This window comes from Polluticoccus soli, assembly GCF_029269745.1.
GTDB lineage: Bacteria > Bacteroidota > Bacteroidia > Chitinophagales > Chitinophagaceae > Polluticoccus > Polluticoccus soli.
Genome location: NZ_JARJHT010000001.1, coordinates 59,737 through 77,432 on the forward strand (window position 1 = coordinate 59,737; position 17,696 = coordinate 77,432).

Annotated in this window: 17 protein-coding genes; 8 read left to right on the plus strand and 9 right to left on the minus strand. The window is 46.9% G+C overall.

Annotated features, from left to right (window positions below; translation table 11 throughout):
* Positions 1-60 precede the first annotated feature (60 nt).
* The gene (locus P2W83_RS00380) at positions 61-975 is read left to right on the plus strand and encodes an NAD(P)/FAD-dependent oxidoreductase (RefSeq protein WP_276131688.1); all 915 of its coding nucleotides are present in this window, start codon (positions 61-63) and stop codon (positions 973-975) included.
* 41 nt (positions 976-1,016) lie between these two features.
* Positions 1,017-1,319: a thioredoxin gene (gene trxA / locus P2W83_RS00385; protein WP_276131689.1), complete on the plus strand. Its 303-nt coding sequence runs from the start codon at positions 1,017-1,019 to the stop codon at positions 1,317-1,319.
* On the opposite strand, the gene P2W83_RS00390 is transcribed toward trxA, so the two are convergent.
* From P2W83_RS00390 to rdgB, 3 genes are read right to left on the minus strand one after another with little or no spacing between them, the layout of a single operon-like run.
* Positions 1,320-1,649: a Smr/MutS family protein gene (locus P2W83_RS00390; protein WP_276131690.1), complete on the minus strand. Its 330-nt coding sequence runs from the start codon at positions 1,647-1,649 to the stop codon at positions 1,320-1,322. It abuts the gene before it with no gap.
* Positions 1,646-2,308: a hypothetical protein gene (locus P2W83_RS00395; RefSeq protein WP_276131691.1), complete on the minus strand. Its 663-nt coding sequence runs from the start codon at positions 2,306-2,308 to the stop codon at positions 1,646-1,648. Before P2W83_RS00395 ends, P2W83_RS00390 begins: the two co-directional genes overlap by 4 nt.
* On the minus strand, positions 2,305-2,889 hold the full coding sequence (gene rdgB / locus P2W83_RS00400) for an RdgB/HAM1 family non-canonical purine NTP pyrophosphatase (RefSeq protein ID WP_276131692.1): 585 nt from the start codon (positions 2,887-2,889) through the stop codon (positions 2,305-2,307). The genes P2W83_RS00395 and rdgB overlap by 4 nt, the downstream gene beginning before the upstream one ends.
* A 188-nt stretch (positions 2,890-3,077) precedes the next feature.
* On the opposite strand from rdgB, the gene P2W83_RS00405 reads away from it, so the two are divergent.
* The 4 genes from P2W83_RS00405 to P2W83_RS00420 all read left to right on the plus strand — a co-directional run bounded on the left by P2W83_RS00405 (position 3,078) and on the right by P2W83_RS00420 (position 6,787).
* A complete protein-coding gene (locus P2W83_RS00405; RefSeq protein WP_276131693.1) occupies positions 3,078-3,542 on the plus strand; it encodes a GNAT family N-acetyltransferase in 465 nt (154 codons plus the stop codon).
* Between the two features lie 26 nt (positions 3,543-3,568).
* On the plus strand, positions 3,569-4,498 hold the full coding sequence (locus P2W83_RS00410) for a M23 family metallopeptidase (RefSeq protein ID WP_276131694.1): 930 nt from the start codon (positions 3,569-3,571) through the stop codon (positions 4,496-4,498).
* 33 nt (positions 4,499-4,531) lie between these two features.
* Positions 4,532-6,511, plus strand: a complete 1,980-nt coding sequence (locus tag P2W83_RS00415; RefSeq protein WP_276131695.1) for a T9SS type A sorting domain-containing protein — start codon at positions 4,532-4,534, stop codon at positions 6,509-6,511.
* Between the two features lie 153 nt (positions 6,512-6,664).
* A complete protein-coding gene (locus P2W83_RS00420) occupies positions 6,665-6,787 on the plus strand; it encodes a hypothetical protein (RefSeq protein WP_276131696.1) in 123 nt (40 codons plus the stop codon).
* 196 nt (positions 6,788-6,983) lie between these two features.
* Here P2W83_RS00420 and P2W83_RS00425 read toward each other — a convergent pair whose 3' ends face one another.
* Positions 6,984-7,202 (minus strand): hypothetical protein, encoded by a 219-nt coding sequence (locus P2W83_RS00425; protein WP_276131697.1) that lies wholly within the window; start codon positions 7,200-7,202, stop codon positions 6,984-6,986.
* Positions 7,203-7,564: 362 nt separating this feature from the next.
* Between P2W83_RS00425 and P2W83_RS00430 the strand changes: the two genes are divergently transcribed.
* Entirely contained in the window at positions 7,565-9,490 is a 1,926-nt protein-coding gene (locus P2W83_RS00430; RefSeq protein WP_276131698.1) for a fibronectin type III domain-containing protein, read from the plus strand.
* 42 nt (positions 9,491-9,532) lie between these two features.
* On the opposite strand, the gene P2W83_RS00435 is transcribed toward P2W83_RS00430, so the two are convergent.
* The 3 genes from P2W83_RS00435 to P2W83_RS00445 all read right to left on the minus strand — a co-directional run bounded on the left by P2W83_RS00435 (position 9,533) and on the right by P2W83_RS00445 (position 12,538).
* Positions 9,533-9,946, minus strand: coding sequence for a response regulator (locus tag P2W83_RS00435; RefSeq protein ID WP_276131699.1), 414 nt, complete (start codon positions 9,944-9,946; stop codon positions 9,533-9,535).
* Positions 9,943-11,853, minus strand: coding sequence for a PAS domain-containing sensor histidine kinase (locus P2W83_RS00440; protein ID WP_276131700.1), 1,911 nt, complete (start codon positions 11,851-11,853; stop codon positions 9,943-9,945). The genes P2W83_RS00435 and P2W83_RS00440 overlap by 4 nt, the downstream gene beginning before the upstream one ends.
* Positions 11,854-12,073: 220 nt before the next feature.
* Entirely contained in the window at positions 12,074-12,538 is a 465-nt protein-coding gene (locus P2W83_RS00445) for a hypothetical protein (RefSeq protein ID WP_276131701.1), read from the minus strand.
* Positions 12,539-12,737: 199 nt separating this feature from the next.
* Between P2W83_RS00445 and P2W83_RS00450 the strand changes: the two genes are divergently transcribed.
* Positions 12,738-13,871: a cysteine desulfurase family protein gene (locus P2W83_RS00450; RefSeq protein ID WP_276131702.1), complete on the plus strand. Its 1,134-nt coding sequence runs from the start codon at positions 12,738-12,740 to the stop codon at positions 13,869-13,871.
* Between the two features lie 411 nt (positions 13,872-14,282).
* Here the strand turns inward: P2W83_RS00450 and P2W83_RS00455 are convergent, their stop codons facing one another.
* A complete protein-coding gene (locus P2W83_RS00455) occupies positions 14,283-16,883 on the minus strand; it encodes a T9SS type A sorting domain-containing protein (RefSeq protein ID WP_276131703.1) in 2,601 nt (866 codons plus the stop codon).
* A gap of 205 nt (positions 16,884-17,088) precedes the next feature.
* Positions 17,089-17,643 carry an REP-associated tyrosine transposase gene (locus tag P2W83_RS00460; RefSeq protein WP_276131704.1) on the minus strand — a complete coding sequence of 185 codons (555 nt, stop codon included), beginning with the start codon at positions 17,641-17,643 and terminating at the stop codon, positions 17,089-17,091.
* Positions 17,644-17,696: the final 53 nt, after the last annotated feature.

The window sequence follows — 17,696 nt, forward strand, 5'->3', positions numbered from 1 at the left end:
TTTCTTGCTGGTACAATTTTTAGCACAACCAAATGCATTAAGCCACAAAGGCTTAAATCAATGACCCACAAGATCTGGGACGTAATAATAGTAGGTGGCGGCCCTGCCGGCCGAAGTGCTGCTGTAGTGCTGGCTCGCTGCAATCGTACCGTACTTATCATCGACGAAGGGCAGCAACGCAACAGTCGATCGCAAGGTATACATGCATTCATTACCCGCGACTCTATGTTACCGGCTGAGTTCCTACAGGCTTCCGACGAAGAACTTTTAAAATACGACGTCCAATTCAGGCATGCCCGTGTCATCACGGCAAGATCGCTGGAAGACAAGGGCTTCCAGTTAACGGATAATAAGAGGGGCCACCATGTGTGCCGCCGGATACTATTGGCCACCGGGGTCACGGATGTCATTCCCGACATTCCCGGCATGCAAGAGTTATGGGGTTGCTCAGTATTCCACTGTCCGTTCTGCGATGGATGGGAGGCTAAGCACAAGTCAATAGGAGTATATTCGAACAGTACTAATGGATATGGGATGGCGCTTACCTTACGCAGGCTAACGGGTACAGTTACGCTGTTTACCGATGGCGCCCGGTATCTCAGTCCCAGGCAGCGTGCAGACCTCGCAGCCAATCGCATAGCCGTTATAAGCAAAAGGATAGAAAGACTGGAATACGAGGGGTTTACACTTAAGCAGGTCATATTGAAACATGGAGAGGCAATAGATTGCGATGTGTTATTTGTAAACGAAGGGCATACCGTCAATTCAGACCTACTGCAACAGCTCAACTGCGACTGCACCAGGAAGGGCGCCGCTGTTACCAACCGCAAGCAGCAGACCAATATTGCCGGGGTATATGTAGCCGGCGATGCCTCGTACGATATGCACATGGTAGTTGTAGCAGCGGCCGAAGGGACGAAGGCGGGCGTAGCCATACACAATGACCTGCAGAAGGTTGATAACGTAATGGACTAGGGTTGGTATAGTAATTTTACACTTCACATAAACAATAGGCTATGTCTGCGAATTTCCAGGAACTGATACAATCTGATAAGCCGGTGTTAGTTGACTTTACAGCCGAATGGTGTGGCCCATGCAAGATGATGGCCCCGATACTGCAAGAGCTCAAAACCAAAATGGGCGATGAGCTTACCATCGTGAAGATAGACGTGGACAAGAACCAGACGGCCGCCCAATATTTCCAGATACAGGGCGTACCAACGCTGATACTCTTCAGGAAGGGAGTGATCAAATGGCGTCAATCAGGTGTGATGAGTGCGGCTGCGCTGGAGCAGATCATCCAGCAGCACCAGAACTAACTACAGGTAATCGAAGAATACCTCTGTAGCGCCAAATCCATACTTGCCCTGCCATTCGTTTACATACCGTTCTATCCCGGGAGTCTCGGCCAGCACTTTATGCACTTCATCGCGTAGCACTCCCCTGCCCAACCCGTGTATGATCATTAGCCGTTCCTGGCGATTCATTACTGCATCATTCAAGGCCTGCTTTAATGCACTCAGTTGTATCTCCAGCATTTCGGCATTAGAAAGACCTTTTGTGGTGGACACCAGGTTTTCAATGTGCAGATCGATCTCGTAGACGGCTGAACGTGACGACGGCTGAACAGTTTTTTGTTGTGCTGTCACCTTGGGTAAGTCCAGTTTTTCCGGCGCATGAACTCCGGTATCAGCTGATAACTGAACGAGGGTTCATTGTTCTCGAGCATATCTGATACCTGCCTGAACAGCTTATCAGGGCGAATACGAACGATACCCTCTTCAGACTTCATCTCCGGATGCTCAAGATCGTCGAGCTGCCAATGAAAGCGCGGTTGGTCGTTCATATCGCCAAAGTCGATGGTATGCAGGTAAACATTACCAAAGCCGTGCAGCTTACCTTCCAGCTTGAACAGCGTTTTTTGCAGCAGCTTCACTTCGTAATTGAAATGAACCGTTTGTGGCAGCTCATTCAGCAGGTGAATTTTTAACTGGTCCACTATGTCCTCCATCTCGTTTGGCTTAAAGGTGGGAATGAAGGACAAATAGACACCTTTGGCCAGTCTTACAGGTCGTTGCTTTGCCTTTTCTACAGGCAGCTGCTCTGGAAATTTGTTGTCTTTTGTTGTCGTTTTAGGCTTCTTTTCCGTGAACCACTTTAGGTAAGGATGGTCCACCTCGTCGAGATATACAGGAAAGCTGGTCCCGTTCACCTCCACTTCCACCATTTGTTTATTGATGTATGCTACAACACGGCCTTCTTCGCCCGTGCGCTTCAATACCACTTTATCTCCTATCGAAAACTTCATCGTCCTGTTTGCTCTTTTAAAAATGCCACCATGGCCCTCACTGCCTTGCCCCTATGGCTGATGTTATTCTTTACATCCAGCGGCAGCTCTGCAAAAGTCTGCTCGTAGCCGTCGGGTACAAAGATAGGATCGTAACCAAAGCCACCGGTACCCCGCTTTTCACTCAGCAAGCTGCCATGACATACACCTTCAAAATAATGGGTTTCGCCCTTCCAGATGAGGCAGATGACCGCTTTATAGTAGGCCGACCTGTTGTCTTTTGTTGCCGTTTCGGCCAGTAATTTCTGCAAATTATCCTCGTCGCTGGCACCGACTCCGGCATACCGGGCGCTGAAAACACCTGGCGCACCACCCAGAGCCGGAACACAAATGCCACTGTCATCGGCAAACACACTCTTGCCGGAGAACCGGTGTATCGTTTCAGCCTTTATATGTGCGTTTTGCTCAAACGTATCGTAAGGCTCAGGTATCTCGTCACTAAAGCCAATGTCTTTTAAAGAGAGCAATGATATATTGTCTATCATCGATCGTATCTCCCTGATCTTTCCGGCGTTGTTAGAGGCTATTACCAGTTCCTGCATGTGCTATTGATATAAAACAGATTATGATCGTCGTTGTTGTCATTTGTTGTCGTTTTTTTGAGTCGCACTAACGTCAACAAATAATAAATTTATACAGACTTCGTACATTCATTTACTATTGTAATTGGCAAACTAATCATAATACAAATTTACAATAAATCGCCAAAATACTAAAATCGTTTATTTAAATGCTGACATACAGGCTGGCTACAACTGACGATATAGACCTGCTGGTTGACCTCAGGGTAGAATTTTTGAACGAGATATCTGGCCCCCACCCTGCAGAAACAGAGAACGAATTGCGCGGGTTGCTTATGGAATATTTTGAACATGCGGTCGTTGATGGCAGCTATGTTTGCTGGCTGGCATTCGACCACGGCGCTGTAGCAGGCGTGGGCGCGATGGCCATATGGACCAAACCAGGTAACTATAAATGCCCCAACGGTAAGGTTGGATATGTAATGAACATGTACACTCCACCTGCCCATCGCAGGCAGGGCATCTGCAGCGAACTGCTTCGTAAGCTGATAGCCACTGCACGCGAACAGGATATCACTATGCTGGAGATGCACGCCACCATCGATGGCGAACCTGTGTACCGCAAGCAGCATTTCACAGAGCCTAAAAGTCCCTTTCTCGAATTGCCATTGTAGGTATAATTTGTTTCAGATATCCGGTCATGATCGTTTACAGCATGTTGTTTGTCACCCTGCTTACCGCGTTCGCAAGTTTGCGAACGGTATGGCGGGCGTCTGCACGCTATCTTGGCGATAGCTGGCCGGCCTTGTTGCTGGGGCTGGCAACGGGCTGGTTTATTTACCTCTATGGTACCTGGGTGTACCTGTCGGTTTATCTGAAATACGTATTCGCGGCATTGGTTTTCCTGACGCTCTTTATCGGAATGACCCGAAATAAACAAGACCACAGAAAACCGGGTGCGGGCAAAAAAGCTGCGAACATCTCCGGAGCTTCCCTATTAATTCTTTTATGCATCCTGTATTACACAGGAATTAATGGTAAGCCCAGAACGGTTGCTTTGCAATTTCCCTTAAAGACCGGGAAGTACTTTATTCTGCAAGGCGGCAAAGGCCTTCCCGCAAACCTGTTTCATTACAGCTACCGCGGTGCCATCTACGCTATCGACATCGCACGACTGGACGAACGTGGCAACCGGGCAAAAAAGATATTCTCTAATCGGCTCGAAGACTATCACATCTTCAACGACACCGTTTACAGTCCCTGTGCGGGACGCATTGTAAACGTGCGCAACGATAACCCTGACAATATACCCCCCCACCGCGAGCGTGGCCCCAGCAACCTGAATGCTGTTTTGATCGAGACGGACTCATTCTATGTTTTCATGGGACACTTCAGAAAAGGCAGCGTAATTGTTTCCGAGGGACAAACAGTACGCGCAGGACAGGCATTGGCACAAGTAGGCAATTCAGGTATGAGTCTTGAACCGCACCTGCACATACAGGCACATACAAAAAAGCCTGGTCAAAGCTGGTATTCCGGAGCCCCTTTGTATATTGAATTTGATGGAAAGACCTATCTTTTATTTCAAACCATCAGGCCCAAAAATGTGTCTATGATAGGCGGGAAGTAATAGCTATATTACTAAGTACCGTAAACCAACAATATGAAAAAGCCCATTTTATCGAGTCTGTTATGCATGGTTATACTATGTTTTCAAGCCATTACCACAAAAGCCAACTATGCCGCAGGTGGCGAATTGCTTTATGAGTGGACCTCCGGAAGTACTTATCGTTTCTACTTCAAACTTTACCGCGACTGTGGAGGAATAACGGAACCAAGTACTTTGCCACTATGCTTCAGCAACAGCTGCAATTCTTCGAGTTTCACTACAACACTGACCAAGTACCCCATGACGGTACCACCTTATAAATTTCAATGTTCACAGATACAAACCAAATGCGATAATCCGTCGTCCACAATACCTGGCTATCAAGAGGTTTGGTATTATGCCGATGCGACCCTCCCTTTTCAATGCAATTCGTGGAGAATATTCACTTACCTCGCCACGCGGAATACATCTAATAATATCACCAACTCCAGCTCTACAAACATGTATGTTGAAGTTTTCTTCAACAACACGGGCACTTTCGAAGGAAATAGTTCATCTTATTACAGCGTTAAGCCTTTTATAAATGTTTGTCAGAATACACCATATGCTTTTAACAACGGCGCAGTTGATCCGAATGCAGACTCATTGGTGACCGAGGTAATTCAGCCTTTAACGGGCATTACCAGCTGTTCAGGAGCAGCAGCTCCGGTAGGTTTTGTTTCCTCTATACCGGCACTCAGTATACCAACCAACCCCTTCCAGACTGGCACCAGCTTCACCATAAACGCGCAAACCGGGCAGATAGGTTTTAGTGCAGCCCAGGCTGGCGTCAGTGCATTAGCCATTAGAACGAAAGAATACCGGAACGGTGTGTTTGTAAGCTCTATCATGCGCGAAATGCCGGTAAATGTATACAGTTGCCCCTCTACATGGTTCCCGCCCGCGCTTAACCTGGTCGGAGGCACACCGCCCGGTGGTGTTTACAGCACCTGTATCGGGCAAAACCTAAGCTTCAGTTTCTACTTCAAGACAGGCAGTCCCACTAGCAGGCTGTATGCCATGAACGCACCATTCCCGGGTGCAACCGTCAGTTATACCAACCAAGGCACCGATTCTGTGGCCGGAACATTTAGCTGGACACCATCTGCCAACGCAGCCGGACCATACAACTTGTTTGTGACGGTACATGATTCAACCTGCGATGTCCCGGGTATTATTTATTCCAACATGTACATCATATCAGTCATGGCTTGGAACAAAGTGAATGCTGGCGTCGACACCACCTTATGCCTGAATGCTACAGTGGATCTGAAAACAAATGGCATAGGGCAATTCACGTGGACGCCAATATCGGGTGATATGAACAGCCTCAATTGTACGACCTGCGCTTACCCGACTGCTGCACCAAAAACATCATCGCAATACGAAGTTGTTGTAAACGGACTCCCGGCGGGTTGCGCACCACAAGTGGATACTATTTATGTTGACATCATTCCTTACAACAAACCGAATGTGAGCATCGTAGCGAGCCCAAGTACTAACGCATGGCCAGGCCTCAATGTGACATTTACCGCAACGCCTGCTAACTGCGATACTCCATCCTACCAGTGGCGCATAAACGGAAACGACGTACCTGGCGCAACCGGTTCAGCGTTTAATACTACTACACTTGCCAACAACGATATTGTAACCTGTGTGCTACATTGCAGCGATACCTGCATCATAGATACACCAAGCAGTGCCATAACTATGAACATTGCTACAGGAATTCACAACACTTCAGCAAACGGCTTAACGATATACCCCAATCCTAACAACGGCAGCTTTACACTAGCCTTGCCGGTTGGAAGACACAGCTTAAAGCTTGAGATAGTAAACACGCTTGGACAGGTTGTATGGACACAACAAAGGACACGGAGCACAAATGCAAAAACTGTAGAAATCGAAACTGGTACACTTCCCGAAGGTCTTTACATATTAAAAGTGGGCGATAACGGCACAACTGATGTGCTTCGCTTCACGATCAGACGCTAACATCTAAATAGCAGAGAATCAAAGCCCCGCCATTGCGCGGGGCTTTTTTCATGCTAAGAGGTCGTTAACTACATGCTAAGCAAGCGTTAAAGACGCACGTATATTTTGCGGGCTATCAACCTATTACAACATTTGCACAAAGGCCCGGTGCTTATGCGCAGTTTTCTTTTGATCGTGTTCCTGTTACTTCTGCTGCTGTTGGTGATATCGACGTTTGCAGGTTACGGAAAGAAAATTGCACCATACATACCGGCCAATCAAACACCAAAGCGCTAACAAACATTACTTAACTCGTTCAGCTGGATGCATGGCAACAGTTTAGTGGACCACAGGTAAATGCCCCAGTTGTACTTTCAACACAGAAGAAGGGATAAGGCTGCAAATTCTTCTTCTAGCGCATAAACAGGAAAAGGCTGTATCAGTACAGCCTTTTTTCTTTTGCATTGCTTCCGGCCAGTGCCGGAAAAACTCTTTAGTACATAGAACCTACACTGCTATCTATTGAAGAGTCAACCGATGAAGTAGTTGACTTCCTGTTTTTTATGTTGGAAACCAGGTTTTCTACATCCTTTTTCCAACCGTCCACCCTGTGCATCAAATCGTTTTTCACATCTTTTCCTCGCTGGGTCTTTAAAAAGGCATTGATACCGTAACCAATAGCCGCCAGCAACAATAATCTTGAAAGTCTCATAACACTCATTTTGCCTATTTATCAATGAACATCATGCCATTGTGCAACGAAAAAATGTTAAAAACAGCTTAACTGCACACAGTAACAAAAAAACCTTTATGATAAAATAAGTTAAACGACTTAATACTGTTGCTAAAGATAAATTAAAACAACCTTACAAATTGCGAAAAAGATTCATAAAAACACGCTCTCAGCACGGAGTTTAAGTACATTTTAATCATTTTTTACAACAGCAAATTTAATACTCATTTAATTAATAATGCTGCGATTAAATCATAAAATTTGATGTTGAAAAGTCATCAAATATTTTGTTTATGAAACCCAGTTTTACGTTTTTTCGCGGTCCTTTTTTAACGCTTTTTTTGTGCTTGATCGTTGATGCTGCTCACAGTCAACAAACAGCGATCATTGGCGCAGGTGCTCAATCAGGCACGTCATCCAATAGCTCTACAGGCGATCCCGGGCCTGTATACCGATCGTCTGCATCCAGTTCTAACGACTACTCGCGCCACCACTACTTGTATACGCAATCAGAGCTAACGTCAGCAGGCATCACGCCGGGATCCGTAATTACCAAACTGGCCTGGTACAAAGCAAACAGCGCAGCCAGCAATGGCAATTATCATTTCGAGATATGGATAAAGAACTCCTCGCTAACATCAGTGCCAGGCGCCCCGCAGTCGTGGAGTACGCTTACGACCAGCAGTACGCAGGTGTATAATACCAATTCGCAAACCATGGCATCGGCTACGGGTTTCATTGACTATACGTTCACAACGCCTTTCACCTACACCGGTGGCGCGCTGGAAATATCAGTGCACCACAACTGCTCCATGATATCTGGTAGCCCGTTCAACAACGGCATATCATGGAATAAAGACCCGATCAGCAATCGTACTATTTCTTATACGGGCACCAGCAATTCTACTACACTAAGCTATCAACGCACTGTACGTCCCCAGCTGCGCATTACCTACAATGCATGTAGTGCTCCTACAGGGCTTAGTGTTTCCAATATTACTCCAACATCGGCTGTGGTAAGCTGGAACACTGTTTCAGGATCTGCAGGCTATGAATACGTGGTAGACCAAACTGCAACTAGCCCAACCGGAACCGGTACCTCAACCAGCGCAGCCGGTTTCAACGCTTCGGGCCTGCAGCAAAACACCACTTATTATGTACACCTGCGCAACAAATGCAGCAGTAGCAACTCTGCATGGGTAACTGTTCAGTTCGCAACACTCACCAATTGTTATCCTCCAACCAACATCGTGGCCAGCAACCTTACCGGCAGTACCGGTACCCTAAGCTGGATAAAGCCTGCTGTATCTACGGGCTTTGAATATAAGATCGACCAGGTGACCACCAACCCCGGCAGCGTCTTTCAAACCACCACTACACCGGTTGTTAACTTTACAGGTCATACACCCGGACAGACCTATTATGCGCACGTTAGGAACGTATGCGCCGCTACTGACAAGTCGAACTGGATCAGTCAGTCGTTCACAATGCCCGAATGTAAAAAACCAACAAACGTGCTGATCAGTAATATCACCGATTCGTCAGCCAACGTATTATGGAGCCTGATGCCCAATTCCGGCGGGTTTGAATATGCAGTTAATTTCAGCAACCAGCCGCCTACAAGCGGTATAACATCGACCACAAACATCAGCGCCCAGGTCAACAAGCTAATGCCTAATTCAAAATACTATTTCCACCTCCGCAATAAATGTTTTGCTGTCGACAAATCAGGATGGCGCCTCGACTCGTTTGTTACAAAGATGGTTTGTTACGGGCCAATCGTACAGGTAAATAATTTAGGCACTAACCAACCCTATGCATTTTGGGATCCTGTTCCTACTGCCGTAGGTTACGAATACGCCACTACAAGTAATGCAGTTGGCCCTGCCTTTGGCGCTACCATTTATACCGAATTCGTGGAGCTGGAGTTGCCTGCTGATGGAAAAGACTACTACCTGCATGTGCGCACAAAATGCAATAGCATATTTACCTCGTCAGCGTGGTCAACGGTTCAGTTACGCACGGGCGCAACGCGCGTGCAAGACATCAGCAACGCCGGGTTGCATATCTATCCAAACCCGGCAAACGATGTTGTAAATGTACAAGGCATTATCAACGGTGAGTATTCCATTATCAGTGCCACAGGACAGCTCGTTCAGGAGGGAAAGATCGAAGATCAACGCATATCAATATCACAATTGCCCACGGGCGTATACATTCTACGGTTGAATAGTCCGGTTCGTGTTTTCCGGCTTATCAAACAATAAACCAATATAGGTTTCGCACGAGAGGTTGCCTGTCCAGGCAACCTATTTTTTTTCCAGCTGTTTCGACCCTACGATATCGTAGAGGCGTTTTGCGAATGGATCGTATTCTATGAAGGTATCGGGCTTAGCCATGTAATCTGCAGCGCCCAGGCTCATTACCTTATCAATAGTATTTTTTGTAGAAGAAGTGGAAGTGATGATAATGGGAATATTCGAGTAACCGGCATTTGCCTTCATCTCTTCGAGAATATCGTAACCATTCTTGCCGGGCATATTAAGATCTGAAAGGATCACATCAGGCAGGTTGTTGCCGTTCCCGGCAAGCCATTCCTGCAGCGTATCGCCATTCTTTACAATGGCTATAATGTCAAACAACCCCGAATTCTCGAAGGCCTCACGCATAAAGAACTGTTCGTCCTGGTCGTTCTCTACTATGACGATCTTTTGTTTATTCATGTGGTCGGTTGATTTGCAGTTGTTGTGTCATTAATAGTAAAATAGAAGGTGGTACCCTTACCCGGAGTAGACTCGGGCCATATCTTGCCGTGGTGGCGGTCTACGATCTTTTTACAGATAGCCAGGCCAATACCAGTGCCGGGATATTCTTTACGCGTGTTCAAACGTCTGAATATTTCAAAAACCTTGATCATTTCACTTTGCTCAATACCTATACCGTTATCTGAGATCGCAAATTTAATATGCCCGTTCTCTTTTTCTGCCCTGATCCTTACTTCTGGCTTATCTGTATCGGTAAACTTCAATGCATTGCTCAGCAGGTTTTGCACTAGTTGCACCAATTGCACCCTATCACCTTCTACTATCTCAACACTATTGTCCACCGTGATCTTTGCATTGCTGGTATCAACAGAACTCTTCAGGTTTTGCAGCGCTTCATTGACAATATCATTTACAGCGACACGTTCTGTAATAAGTTCCATCTTGCCCAGCTGAGAATAATGCAGCAAGTTATTGATCAGTTCGCGCATGCGGTTAGCTGCGGTTATCGACTTACCTATGTAGGCTTTCAAATCTATTGTTTGCGCCGCATCCAGCTTCATATCTATCAACTGCAGGAAGCTTTTAATAGTACGGATAGGCTCCTGCAGATCGTGCGATACGATAGACGTGAATTGTTCCAGTTCTCGGTTGGTATAAGAGAGTTCAGCGTTGGTCACCTGCAGTTCACTGGCCAGGTTGCGATAGCGGTCAAAACTTTCGTGCAGTGCACGCTCTGCTTCTTTCCGTTCGGTAAGGTCGCGGGTTACTTTGGAGAAGCCGATGTGAGACCCTTCAGCATTGTATACAGCGGTGATCACCACGCTGGCCCAGAAACGGCTGCCGTCCTTTTTGATGCGCCAGCCTTCCTCTTCGTACTTACCTTCTTCTTTTGCTATGCGCAATTCCATCGCCGGCTTATCGTTCAGTATATCTTCTTCAGGATAGAACGTAGAGAAGTATTTGCCGATTATTTCATCGGCAGCATATCCACTAATATTTTTTGCCCCTTCATTCCAGTTAACGATACGCCCTTTTTCATCCATCATGAAGATGCCGTAATCCTTCACCTGCTCTACCAGCCCACGATAGCGCTCCTCACTTTGGCGTAATGCTTCTTCGTTCTGCCTGCGTTCTGTAAGATCGCGCGTTACTTTTGAGAAGCCTATGTGCTTGTTCTGATCATTGAATAACGCAGTTATGACCACGTTTGCCCAGAACAACGACCCATCTTTTCGTACACGCCAGCCCTCTTCCTCGTATTTGCCGGTAGCCACTGCAATCACCAGCTCACGTTCAGGCTTCTTTTCATCAAGATCGACCTGGGTATAAAACGCCGAGAAGTGTTTGCCTATGATCTCATCAGGCGAGTAGCCTTTGATACGGCGGGCGCCTTCATTCCATGTCACTATGTGGCCGGTTGTATCCAGCAGAAAGATCGCATAGTCTTTCACGCTTTCCACCATCAGGCGGTAACGTTCTTCACTTTTCCTTAGTTCCGACTCACGTGCCATACGCTCCGAAAAGTCGCGAAGGATGATGCTATAGCCTGAAAAATTATTGTTTCGTTTATCGATAATAGGCGCCAGCGACAACTGTGCCCAAAAGCGGCCACCGGTCTTTGTCGGCTTCCAGCCTTCAGATATAAACTTGCCTTTAGATTTAGCCTGCGAGAGTTCGTATTCCGATCGCACACGGTCTTCCTCACCGTTGTAAATCTTGTATAATGGCTGACCGATCAATTCGTCGGCTGCATAACCTGTTAATTGAGATGTGGCGGGGTTGATGTCTTTTATGTAGCCATCACTATCCAGGATAATGATCGCTTCGTTTATGGTCTCAAATAATTGTTGACAGTCGTGCAGCATGAACCCGAGGGCCTTTTAGAGCTAATAAAGTTATAACGTCTTAAATGCAAGGCAAACACATGTAATACACTTCACATTTATTATCCTTACTATGTGGCATAATCTAGACTGTTAAAAAATCATGCCAACAGACTGCTTTTCAATCAACTATGATTGTAACCAGAAGCAAAAATGCCGCGCTTTCGCACGGCATTTTTTAATAATACATTAATAAAATTTCTTACTTCGCGTCTTTCACACGCTCGCCTAAGATATAGATCTTATTCTCATCGTACTTGATGGTAACCATGTGCATATCAAAGTCGCCTGCCGACCATGCCTTTACCTGGCGGCCACCGCTTACGGTCTGGTAGATGTCTTCCTGCAGCTCGGTGATCAGTGTGTGCTGCTGGCCATACTCTCCTTTGTTGGTTTTAACCGTGCCGTTTGACTCCGCCATTATCCACCATTTTATCTTATCTGCTGGTACACCATGACGTTGAAACAAACCGGTACCATCGGGATTTAGTTGAATGATAGGTTCACCTTTCCCCTCGTACTTATATGTACCGGTAACGGTGTATCCGGGTATGCTGCGCACACCATAGTAGGTTTCGTCTTTGATCTTGATGGCTTCTGCTTTCTGGGCGTAGCTATTTAAAACGAAGAAAACTGATAATACAATTAGAGAAAGTACCCGGGTCATAAAATTGGCTTTTAGTTTAGACCCGAAAAATAGACCGCGCCTTCTAGTGCTGAAATACCCAGATATGGGTAATATTTATGCGTAAACGCAGGCTCATAATACATAAAAACTATGCAAATACAAGTCATAAAACCTGCTCATATCATTGCCCAAAACCCATATATTTCATAACTTTGCAAGCTAAAATTACCCACTGCTAATGCGCCGTATTTATTTCGACAATGCTGCTACCACCGCGCTCGATCCGGAAGTGCTGGATGCTATGATGCCTTACCTGACAGAAAAGTTTGGCAACCCTTCATCCATCTACTCTTATGGCCGTGAAACCAAGATGGCCATCGAGACAGCGCGTAAATCTGTAGCCCGCATTTTGAACTGCAACCCGGGTGAGGTATTCTTCACTTCGGGCGGTACGGAAAGCAGCAATACGGCCATACATTGTTCTGTGCGCGATCTGGGGTGTAAACACATCATCACTTCTCCTATCGAGCACCACGCTACCCTGCACACAGTAGAGCACCTCGATAAATCGGGCCAGGCAAAACTGAGCCTGGTGAAACTGGGTAAAGACGGTCATATAGACCTGGTGCACCTGGAAGAACTGCTGGCTGGTAGCTCTGAAAAAACGTTGGTTACACTGATGCACGCCAACAATGAAGTAGGCAACCTGCTGAAGATAAAAGCTGTTAGCGAGCTGTGTGAAAAATACAGCGCCATCTTCCACAGCGATATGGTGCAGACCATCGGTCACTACCCCATCGATCTGAAAACTATCAACGTACACTTTGTGAGCGCTGCAGGCCATAAATTCCATGGTCCTAAAGGCGTGGGCATGTTGTATGTGAACGAGAATATCAAGATCAATCCACTGCTGTGCGGCGGCGCGCAAGAGCGCAACATGCGTGCAGGTACGGAGAACCTGTATGGCATCGTAGGTTTTGCCAAAGCGCTGGAGCTGGCAATGGACCGCTACGAAAGCGACAGCAATCATATCAAAGACCTCAAACAATACATGTCGGGGAAATTGCAGGAGCAATTCCCCGGTGTCTGTTTTAACGGCGATACTAATGGTAGCTGCCTGTACACCGTACTGAATGTCGGCTTCCCTAAAAACGACAAGTCAGACATGCTGCTGTTCAACCTCGATATCGCTGGTATCTGCGTAAGCGGTGGCAGTGCCTGTAGCAGCGGTGCCAACTCTGTAAGCCACGTGATCAAAGCCATCTGCAATGGCCGCAGTGAAACCATGGTACCTATCCGCTTCTCTTTCTCCCGCCACAACACCAAAACTGAAGTGGACGAGGTAGTAGAAAAGCTGAAGGAGCTGGTGTAGTTCACTAAATAATCAGCGATCAAAATAATTAACGAAAGCCATCCAACGGATGGCTTTCCTGTTTCTATAACTTTTTGCAGCCAGCTGATTTCTTGCTATTGAGCATCGTTGCTGCCTGCCCCGCCCAATCGGCGGGGTCGCACCCTTCAACGGCGGGACTTCTACAACATAAGAACCGGCATGAGCGATGAAAGCGTTAAGAAAAATGTCGGAACGCAGCGGCCGCATTGAAAGTCACAGTAGCGCTATCAGACCAGATCAACATTGCCTGGCACTTACTACTAATGACGATAGTAAGCTATTTCAATGCAGCGTAGTGCAGGCATTTTTTAGCTTGAGTCGCTAAGCCTTGAACTTTTCTTTGCTTCTTTCTTTTGGTTCAAGCCAAAAGAAAGAAGAAGATAATATGAGCTATCGTTTCGTCACCTTCACAACACTCCTGCTACCATCAGCCCCCGTCAGCAGCACCACATAACTACCCGGTACAAACTGCGAGATATTGATAACGTCTTTAACAGTAATTATAACGCCATTATACACTTCCTGCCCCAGCACATTCAGTATCGATACCTGCATACCGGCTTCGCCTTCTATGGTCATCTCATTAGCAACCGGGTTAGGATATACTTTGTAGTGCGTATTTGCAACATCGTTGATGCCCGTCTTGATGTGCACTGCTATCTTGTTGCTTTCTACATTGGCGGGGTTGGTACACCACTCACTGCTGGTTATTACGCAGCTGATCTCATCATTGTCTGAGAGATTATTAGCACTCCAGGTGGTGCTGGTGGCGCCAACTATGTTGCTGCCATTGCGTTTCCATTGATAGGTTGGGTTGCTGCCTGCATTGCCGCCGGGCGTGGCGGTGAACATCACCGTTTGCCATGGGCTGAGTGGTGTAGATGGATTGGCTGTGATGCTGATAGTAGCCGGAGGAGCTGGTGGCAATACCGTCATACCTACCTTGTTGCTATACAATACAAGCGGCGCGCTGCATAACCCTGTCACTGTCATGCGGCAATAAAAGCTGTCGCCGTTGGCTATACCGGTTGCCGGGAAAGTGAGCCCCATTGCACCTGTCATCAGGTTACCGTTCTTGTACCATTGATACTGTGGACTGCTGCCGCCGTTATTGGGCACAGCCACAAAGCTGGCGTTGGGCGACAGCTGGCAAATGGTATCGTTCGGGCTCGGGTAGGCACCAATGCTCGATACGTTATTGACCACGACAACTGTACTACCTGCGCCTGTTGAGGGGCAGCCATTCAGCGTAGCGGTTACGCTGTAGATACCTGCATTATTTAGTGTCGCCGGGTTGATAGCAGGATTTTGCTGGTTTGATGTAAATCCGTTAGGCCCCGTCCAGCTATATACGCTGCCTGCTGTACCATTTGCAGTAAGATTGAGTGGTGCACCCGCGCATATCGGCGTGTTGCTGCCGGCCATTGGCGTAGCAGGTGTAGGTTTTACAATAACGGTTGTATTACCTGCTGAAGAAGTGCAACCATTCAGCGTAGCGGTTACATTGTATACACCTCCGTTGCCGGAGTTTACGTTCAGCACATAAGGGTTTTGAAGACCGCTGCCGAACGATGCAGGACCATTCCAGTTATAGCTTACACCTGCAGTGGTGCTGCTCGCAGTCATGCCCAGGCTGTCGCCGGGGCATAGCGGGCCATTATTCGTTGCTGTAGGTACGGCGGGCATGGGTTTTACCAACACGGTCACCGTGTCCTTGGCATCGCAGTTATTGAGCGTTGCCGTTACTATATAGTCACCGCTGTGCGCTGTGGTAGTGCTGACGCGCGATGGGTTCTGCACGCCTGCTGTATAGGTTGCCGGCCCCGTCCAACTGTACGTAGCACCTGCGCCACCGCTGGTGCTTGTCAGGCTCAGAGTTCCGCCTTCGCAAACAGCACTGTTGCTGCCGGCAGTTATTGCTGCGGGCGACTGGTTGACTGTTACAGTCACCGTATCCTTACCTATGCAGCCATGCAGCCTGCCAGTCACTATATAATCGCCCGACTGTGTAACGGTACTATTGGCGATAGAAGGGTTTTGCACATTAGAAGTATAGGACAAAGCCCCTGCCCAGCTCCAGTTATAACCGCTGCCTGTTGTATTGGCCGTAAGATTAAGCGTACTACCTGAACACACCGGTGTGTTAGCTGCCGCATTCAGGCTGGGTGGCGGTGCATTGCCTATGGCAATGTTCTTTATGTTGATGTCAGAAGTATCTACAGGGTTAGTAGAGATGATGCGCAGCTTGTAGCCGGTACCTGTAGGCGTATTTACGGGGATCTGACATTTAATGGTATCTGTAGTATCTGCCGAACGGGTACCGATATTAATGGGAGTAGCGAAGCTGCCCGCAGCATTAGAAAGTTGTGCAGTAAACACATTGTTACTCTTAAACCTGCCCATGGTGGTAAACGCCAGCTTAATACTATCAAGAGAGCAGAGCAGGGTGTCTTGCATAGGCTCTTTTATAGATACCGTAGTATCACCACCGAATTGGAAACTAAAAAGACTACCGCCCCCAGCCCATGTTGGTTCCATGACACGTATAGAATCGATAGCGATAATATTAGTAAAATGTACTGCGACATTGCCCACGCCCTGAATATCCCCTGACGAATTCACTGTGATAGTATTTATTGGGCCGCAGCTAGAACTCGAAAACATGGAAGAATTCAGAAAATAATGGCTACCGTTAACGTAAAAACTCAAAATTTCTCCCGTGTGTATTTGAGTGAATTCTACAATTACATAATTAGCTGGGTTTGAGAACGTGAACATCCAACCTGTGTTAACAGCCTGCCCAGCAGCATACGGTCCAACGCAGCTATAACCATTAGGGGGACTGTTAACTGGGGTCACTGTTACCGTTCGGTTGCCTATCGATTGCGCTCCGGAAAGATGGGTTATAGGGTAATAAACCTGTGCGCGAATGCTTACATGTGCACATATTATCAATAAGAGAAAGAACAAACTGGCGGTCCGGTAATTCATGCAGATAGTTTTGTACTAAGCTAAAAAAAATCTACCGGTCAGAAAACCCCTGAAAACAGGGGTATAAAATTGGAGGTTTTCCGGGATTGATGTAGCAATAAGGCGGGTGTAGCCCCATCTGGCGCGGGTCTTCCGCAGGACGACCCGTGTCTAAATAAATCAGCCGGTCTCTGACCGGCATTTGAAATACAAGAGCTGAAATTAACTACAAAAGCATTTCAAGTTTTAATAAACCCGGCTTATTGTTGTAATAATCGTCAGCACTACTATACTTATAATGTTGCGGCTCCCAAACAATACCGGCGCGGACGGGGTTTTCGTGAAGGTAGTTGAGTCGCTGACGTGTGAGATATTCATTACTCAATTCAATAGGATGATAGTCCTGTTGCCAGAATTGATGTCCCTCATTCGCATTGTTGTTTCCACCTGCGAACCGAAACATATTCATCAGCCATTCCTTTCGGCTCTCCTGTGGGTTTTGATCAATAGCATTTATCAGCGAACGGCTTGTAAACTTTTTGAAATCACGGACGATATCCGGTAGTTGCTTACCGTCTGTCGCACTGACTATTAAATGCAGATGATTACTCATGATCACCCATGCGTGTACAATTAACCCTTTGTTTTCCTGGCAGTATTTCAGACTGTCGATGATTATGTCCTTGTATGCTTCTCTGCTAAGAGCATCTGCCCATCCAACTACTGTTGTTGTAATAAAATGTGGCATCCAGCTTTCGTGTACTTTATATCTGTCGGACATGCTACAAGATAATATTTGGCTGCGGTTCTTTGAATGCCGGTCAGAGACCGGCT